Here is a 6,608-nt window from a genome sequence, read left to right as displayed (position 1 = left end):
GCGTGGGACACGAGAGACCTCCAGTGGTCGACGCGGGTTCCTTGAGCAGTTCCCACTCGACCCGGAGGTCTCTCGCTACGTCAACAACGTTCCGGGTCAATACACCTAGGCGCCGGACCGGCCCGGTCCCGCACTGTCCGGCGCAGGTCAGCCGGATGGCGCAGCGGCCGGCGGCGCCTCCGCGACGCCCGGTGCACCCGGAGCTCTCGAGGACGGGGCCCGCCCTGAGCAGTCAGCCGAAGCTGCGCGCCCGCCGGGCAGCTGGTCACAGGAGCTCCGTCGGGCCAGTGCACTGGTCACAGATCTGACCAGTGACGAGGGCCCGCGTCGTCGACGTGACCAGTTCCCGGGCGCGTCAGGTGCCGGGCGCCGCGTCCCGTGACAGGCGCGCCGTCAGGTCGTCCATCGTCGCGTCGAACGCTGCGGGCAGGTCGACGTCGTACGCGTCGGCCAGCACGAGCACCGACCACAGGCAGTCGGCGAGCTCGTGCGCGAGCGCGGCGTCGAGGTCGGCGCGCTCGCGCACGCCCTCCTTGCCCTGCACGAGCTTGGCGAGGTCGCCCACGTCGCCGACGAAGCCGAGCATGACCTCCTCGGTCGTCCACGGGCGCGTGGACGCGTCGGCCGCGCGCCGCGCGAACAGCTCGCGCACCGCCACGGCCCGCGCACCCATGGCCGCGACGTCGGTGCCGGCGTGCGCGGTCACGACGCGTCCGCCGCGACGCCCGCGACGGCCTTGGTCCGCGAGCGGCCCGCGGCGTCCTTGAGCACGACGTACTTGAGGTCGACGTGCGGCTCGAGCGCGCTGAACTTGTCGTTCGGCGCACCGATGATGAGCTGGAACCCCAGCCCGCGCCACGCACCGATCGCGCGACCCGTGAACCGCGCGTCGGCCTTGATGAGGGCCTCGTCGAGGAACACCGGCGCGTACCGGGGGCGCGCCGCGCCCGCGTCGCCGAGCTGGTAGCGCAGCGCCGCGCCCACGATGAACGCCACGAGCTCCTGCGACTCGCCGCCGGACTTCTCGCCGATGTGGTCGTACAGCGCGACGTGCTGCCCCTCGAGGTCGACCTTCTCGGCGGACAGCCGCACGTGCCGGCGCACGTCGACGAGGTCGACGAAGTCGGGGGAGGTGCGCCGGATCCGGTCGATGACCTTGGCCATGCGGTGGTAGCGGCGCTCGCGCTCGGCGTCGGTCGCGTCGGTCGCGAGCACCTCCCGCAGGTCGCGCAGCTCCTTGCGGAACCGCGCCACCACGGTCGACTGCGTGTCGCGCGCGTCGATCCGCAGGCGGTGGTCGTCGTCCGCGAACGGCAGGTCCGCGAGGATGTCGTTGACCGGGCGGATGCGCTCCTTGATCTCGCGCACCGACCGCGACAGCGCCGTGTGCAGGTCCGCGAGGTCGTTGCCCGACAGGCGCAGCAGGCTCGCGCGCCACTCCGCCTCGAGCTCGTGCAGCCCCTGCGTCTCGAGCTCGACGAGGATCCGCTCGAAGTCGCCGTACGACGCGTCCGGGTCGGTGCCGAGGTTCGGGTCGGGCCAGCGCTCGACGAACGTCTCGAACGTGCGCCGCAGCGCGTCGCGGCCGCCCGCGACGGTCTGCTGCGCGGACTGCCGGTCGGCGCGCAGCAGGTCCGCCGCGCGTGCCACCACGGCGTCGAACGTCGCGAGCGCCGCCGCCGGGTCGCTCGCGTGCTCACCGGCGCGCGGGAGGTCGGGCTCCGCGCCGCCGAGCACGCGCTCGAGGTACGCGCGCTGCTCGGCGTCGAGCTGCGTGCCCGCGTCCTGCGCGGTGTCGAGCGCGCCCTGCGCCGCGTCGACCGCGTCCGTGGTCGTCGACCACTGCTCGCCGAGCGTCGTCGCCGTGCCCTTGGTGCGGCCCAGCTGCTCGGTGAGGTCCTGGATCAGCACCTCCAGCTCGGACGCGCGACGCTGCAGCTGCACGACGTCGGGGTTGCCCGACGTGACCTCGCCGACGATCCGCTCCCAGCGCGCCTGCTCGGCCGTGACGCCCTCGACGTCGACCTGGTCCCACGTGAGCTCGACGACCGCCGTGTACGCGCGCAGCGTCGAGTCGTGCCGGTCCCACGCGGCCTCGGCCTCGTCGACGCGCGCCGTGGCGGATGCCAGCCGCTCCTCGGCGCGCTCGAGCTGCCGCTCGAGGTCCGCGAGCCGACGCGTGTTGGTGAAGCCCAGCACGTTCGGCTTGCCCTGACCGCCGTGCGCGCCGCGGCGCCCCTCGGACACCTGCCCGCCGCGCGTCAGCGCCTTCTCGTGCTGCGCGAGCTCGCCGGGCGTGTCGACGCACACGTACGCGAACCGCGACGCGAGCTCACCCTTGAGCCATCCCGTGAACGGGCTCTGCCGGTAGTCCAGCCGCCCGGGCATCGTGCGCCCGTCGAGGCCGACGTCGTCGCGCAGCCCCGTCGGCACGCCCTCGAACCGCAGACGACGCCCCGTGCGGACCTGGTCGATCGCGCGGCGGAACGACTGCAGGTGCGCGACGTCGATGAGCATGAGGGTCGCGAACCCGCCGAGCGCGAGGTTGAACGCCTCGCGCCACGGCTCGTGCTCGGTGCGCACCTCGACCAGCTCGGCGACGAACGGCAGGTCCTCGGGCGTCAGGCCCGCGGCCTCGGCGACCGCGGCCCGGGTCGCGTGCAGGTCGCCCGGCACGTTGTCGTGCCGGTGCCGCGCGTCGCCGTGGTCGCGGCGCAGCACCGCGAGGTCGGCCGCGGCCTCCTTGCGCTCCGACATCGCGTCGAACAGCGCCTGCCGCGCGTTCGCCTTCGCGTCGGTGTCGGCCAGCGCGTGCCGCGCGCGGGCGACGAGGTCGGTGAACTCGTCGAGCGACGCGACCGACTCGCCGAGCGTCGACGTCAGCACCTCGTCGAGCCGTGCGCGGGCCCGCGTGACCTCCTCGAGCCGCGCCGCGACCCCCCGCAGCTCGCGCTGCGCGGTCGCGAGCCGGTCGCCGCCCGACGCCCACAGCGTCTCCTTGACGCCGTCGAGCTCGGCGCGCGCCGCCGCGACCCGCGCCGACGTCTCGGCCGCGAGCCGCTGCGCCTCGCGGTGCCGCCCCTGCAGGTCGGACTCGACCTCGCGCAGCAGCCCCAGCCGCCGCTCGTGGCGCCACACCGCGGCGGGCGACGTGCCGTCGTCGAACCCGCCGACCGCGTCGACCACGCGCAGGCGGCCCGCGGCCTCCTCGATCGCGGCCCGGTGCTCGCGGATCGGCTCGAGCGCCTTGATCTGCTGGCGCGCCGTGATCATCTGCTCGCGCGTGCCGCTGAGCTTGTCGAACTGCTCGACGACGGCGTCGGCCGTCGCGAACGTGTCCGGCTCCTCGAGGACCATCGCCTTGTACAGCGCGTCGACCGTCGTGATCTGCTGCCCGGCCTGGATGCGACCCAGCAGCGCGACGGCCTTGGCACCGTCGCCCGCGGCGCCGATGCCGAGCGTCGAGTGCAGGCGCGACGTGAACTCGCGGTCGGTGTCGAAGCACGTGAGCCCCGCCGCGCCGACCGCCGTGCGCACGAGCCGCTGACCCGCGGCCGCCTCGAGGTCGCGCAGGTCGAACGGCCTGTCGCACGTCGCCCGGACCGCACCGACGTCCTCGAGCGTGCGCGCCGCCGACGGCACGTACCACGCGCGCACGGCCGTGAACCGCGTGCCCGACTGGTCGGCCCACGTCATCGCGATCGCCGACCACGTGTCCTTGCCGTCGCCGCGCAGCACGCGCTCGCGCGTGCCCTCCTCGGTGCGGGACTCGTCGAGCTTGCCGCGCGCGTAGGACAGGATGTTGCGCTGGTCCTTGCCGCGCGGACGCCCCACGACGCCGCCGTTCGACGCACCGTTGAACGGCGTCGTGTGCGGCATCAGCAGCGCGATGTACGCGTCCATGAGCGTCGACTTGCCCGAGCCGGACCCGCCCGACAGCAGCGTCGCCGTCGAGGCCAGCCGCACGCGGTGGTAGCCGTCGTACCCGCCCCAGTTGACGAGCTGCAGGTCGAGCGCGACCCACTGCTGACCCGTCGACGCAGCGGGGATCAGCCCGAACAGCGAGTCGACCATCGTCACGGTGCCGTCTCCTCGTCCTCGTCCTCGTCCTCGCGCAGGCGCGCCGGCCCGGTGGGCGCGTCGGCGTCGTCCGACGTCGCGTCCTCGTGCGCCCCGTCGGCGGCAGCGTCGTCGTCAGGGGCGCCGTCGACGACGTCGCCCGCGACGACCTCGTCGCCGCGCACGGCGTCGTCGAGCACGGCGTCGTCGAGCGTGATCGCGCCCGGGCCGGGCCCGTCCTCGTCGTCCTCGTCGTCCGGCGCGTCCGGATCGCCGGCAGGATCCGCGTCGTCGTCCGGCTCGTCGTCCGGCTCGTCGTCCGGCTCCGCGTCCGCGGGCCCGTCCGTCGCGTCGTCGTCGGGGGCGTCGTCGTCCGTGCCGGCGACGCCCGCCGTGCCTGCGGCGGCGCCCGCGTCGTCACGCGCACGCAGCCACTCGCGCAGCTCGGTGAGCCGCTCGTTGCTCAGCACGACCTCGACCAGCGGCGTCACGCGGTAGCGGCCCTCGGACTCCTCGTCGACCACGCCGTCCTTGACCAGGCGCGCGATCGCGGTGCGGATCTCGCGCTGGTGCGCCGCGACGTTCGTGTCGTCGGGGTCGAAGTACGTCAGCGCGGTCGCCTCGAGCTCCTCGACGTCGACGCGCGCCGACGTCTCACCGGCGCCGCGCTCGCGCTGGAACACCGTGCGCAGGTGCACGAGCACGAGCGTCTCGGCGCGCGTGTACGGCTCGTCGCGCAGCAGCACCGGCACGTCGAGCTCGGCCGAGCGCACCTGACGCTTGTACGCGATGCCGCGCTCGTGGTCGACGACGAGGTGCACGAACAGGTCGTGCAGACGCGACTCGATGACCTGCTGGTTCTCCAGCAGCGTGCGCCAGTGCGCGCGGTGCCGCTCCGCCAGCAGGAACCGCCGCTGCAGCAGCCGCACCAGGACGCGCCGCACGTCGGCGTCGAGCGTGCCCGTGTCGCCCGCGAACAGCTCGGCCGGGTCGTCCTCCATCGCGACCGGCGCGATGAAGCCGCCGTCCGCGGTGTCGCCGGCGGCGTCGTCCCGGACGACGTCGGTGTCAGTCATCGCTCTCGTCCCTCGTCCTCGTGCTCGTCGCGCCGAACGCGAACCGGCGGCGCGTGCCGTCCGGTCGGACCGCGTCCACGAACGCCAGCTCGTCGCTCTCCGTCATGCCGCGCTGGTGCGCGAGCTCCAGCAGCCCCAGCAGGTCGACCGGCCGCCGCAGCTCGGGCGGCGCCGCGCGGAACGCCGCCGCGAGGTCCACCGCGGGGGAGTCCGCGCCGAACGCGCGCAGGTGCGCGTCGAGGTCGGCGTAGTGCGGGCCGCCCCACGCGCGCGCGTCCGCGTCCGTCACGGCCACGTCGTCGTCCCACTCGGGCAGCGCGTCGGGCGCCTGCGCGGGGCGCAGGTCGCCGGGCGTCTGGCGCAGGTGCTCGACGTCCGCGACCGGCAGCCGTCGCAGCGGTGCGACGCCCTGCGCGCGGCGCGTGCCCGGCAGCCACTCCTGCAGGCCCGTCATGACGTCGCGCAGCAGGTCGTCGACCTGCCGGTCGCGCAGCGGGTCGTGGTTGCGCACCTGCGCGGTGATGACGTACGACGCCTCGCGCTGCGCCGCGAACACCTGGTCCAGGCCCTGCTCGATGCGGCGCACGACCTCGCGCAGCTCGGCGCGGCGCGGCGACGGCAGACGCGCCGCAAACCGGTGCCGCAGCACGGTGTCGAGCTGCGTCGCGAGCTCGTCGAGCCGGTGCGGGTCGCCCAGCAGGCGCAGCGCGCCGGAGAACGCGCGGCCCTCGGGCGTCGCGTCCATGACCTGCTCGCCGCGCTGCAGGTACTCGCGCAGCACGTCGCCCGTGGGTCGCTCGTCCTGCCGCAGCGCCGTCACGACGTCGCGCTGCATGGCCTTGATCGACTCGGCGACGCGCGCGAAGTCCGCGGGCAGCTCGCGCACGAGGTGCAGGACGTTCTCGGCCTCCTCGAGCAGCTCGTCGTCGTCGACCTCCTCGACCACGCCCGTGCGCTCGAGCCGCGCGATCTCCGCCTGCAGCCGCTTCACCTCGGCGTCGAGCCGCGCGATGCGCACCATGACGTCCGGGTCCGCGTCGGCCGCGAGCCGCTCGACCGCGTCCAGCAGCGTCCGCACGCGCGACTGCGACACGCGTGCCCGCGCCCCGCCCGCGCGGCCCGCGACCTCGAGCGCGCCCACGGCGTGCGCCGACAGCCGGTACACCTCGACGTCGTCGTCGAGCACCTGCCGCACGAGCCACCCCGCGTCCGCCCACTGCCGGCACAGGTCGCGCGCGCTGCCCACCGGCAGCGCGTCGCCGTGCCCCGCCGCGCGCAGCTGGTCGAGCGCGTCGCCGACCTCGGTGTGCGCGTCGGCGACGGGCACGGTCGGACGCTCCGCCGTGAACACGAGCGAGAGCAGCGCGACGACGAGCGGGGCGTGCCGCTTGTGGAGCAGGTCCAGCATGGGGTTCTGGAACGCCCGGACGGCACCCAGGAACGCCCCTTCGGCACGAGAGATCATCGCGGGAC

The 6,608-nt window shown here is 74.9% G+C and carries 3 protein-coding genes and 1 pseudogene; all 4 read right to left on the bottom strand.

What is annotated here, in order from left to right; translation table 11 throughout:
- Positions 1-355: 355 nt before the first annotated feature.
- Positions 356-706 carry a MazG nucleotide pyrophosphohydrolase domain-containing protein gene (locus ATM99_RS12970; protein ID WP_223305056.1) on the bottom strand — a complete coding sequence of 117 codons (351 nt, stop codon included), beginning with the start codon at positions 704-706 and terminating at the stop codon, positions 356-358.
- Positions 703-4,080, bottom strand: coding sequence for an ATP-binding protein (locus ATM99_RS12965; protein ID WP_062103301.1), 3,378 nt, complete (start codon positions 4,078-4,080; stop codon positions 703-705). Before ATM99_RS12965 ends, ATM99_RS12970 begins: the two co-directional genes overlap by 4 nt.
- Positions 4,081-4,472: 392 nt before the next feature.
- A pseudogene (locus tag ATM99_RS12960) lies at positions 4,473-5,135 on the bottom strand (DUF4194 domain-containing protein); the annotation flags it as partial.
- The gene (locus tag ATM99_RS12955; protein ID WP_062103300.1) at positions 5,128-6,600 is read right to left on the bottom strand and encodes a DUF3375 domain-containing protein; all 1,473 of its coding nucleotides are present in this window, start codon (positions 6,598-6,600) and stop codon (positions 5,128-5,130) included. The gene ATM99_RS12955 and the pseudogene ATM99_RS12960, both read right to left, overlap by 8 nt.
- Positions 6,601-6,608 lie beyond the last annotated feature (8 nt).

Source organism: Cellulomonas sp. B6 (assembly GCF_001462455.1).
GTDB lineage: Bacteria > Actinomycetota > Actinomycetes > Actinomycetales > Cellulomonadaceae > Cellulomonas.
This window is presented reverse-complemented; position numbering and strand designations above follow the sequence as displayed.